Origin of the sequence: Yersinia sp. 1252 StPb PI (assembly GCF_048593885.1) — a bacterium.
GTDB lineage: Bacteria > Pseudomonadota > Gammaproteobacteria > Enterobacterales > Enterobacteriaceae > Yersinia > Yersinia enterocolitica_E.
This window is the reverse complement of sequence record NZ_JAZGQE010000517.1, coordinates 1-374: the sequence shown is the minus strand read 5'-3', so window position 1 is coordinate 374 and position 374 is coordinate 1. Positions and strand designations below refer to the sequence as shown.

The following is a 374-nucleotide window of genomic DNA, read 5'->3' as shown; positions in this document are numbered from 1 at the left end:
GTTATCTTGGTGCAAACCCTTATCGAGGAAAAACAGTCATTAGGCCGCAACGCCCCGCAGTTCAACACCATTACCACCGTGCGTATCACTGGGCGATTGCAGGAGCTTGACGGCGAAAATGTGAATGATGGGGCGAATAAGGCAGAGCTGGCGCTCGAACGGTTGCGAGAACAAATTGAGCGGGCGGTGATAAACAGTTATGACCTCACTCGTCAGATACAGCAGTTTGCCCGAGTCCGTTCAACCATTGCTCTGGATTCGGGTGGTGAAGGGCATATGGCTCAATTATTGATGGAACTGGATATCGAGTATTACCAGGGGCCGGAAGACTTCTATCCCATTAATGCCGACAGATTAGACGGTATGGATGTCAC

1 protein-coding gene is annotated in these 374 nt (G+C 50.5%); it reads left to right on the top strand.

From position 1 onward, the window contains the following. A partial coding sequence (locus V2A85_RS24560) for an ATP-binding protein (protein ID WP_420072675.1) occupies positions 1 to 374 on the top strand: 374 nt, incomplete at both ends.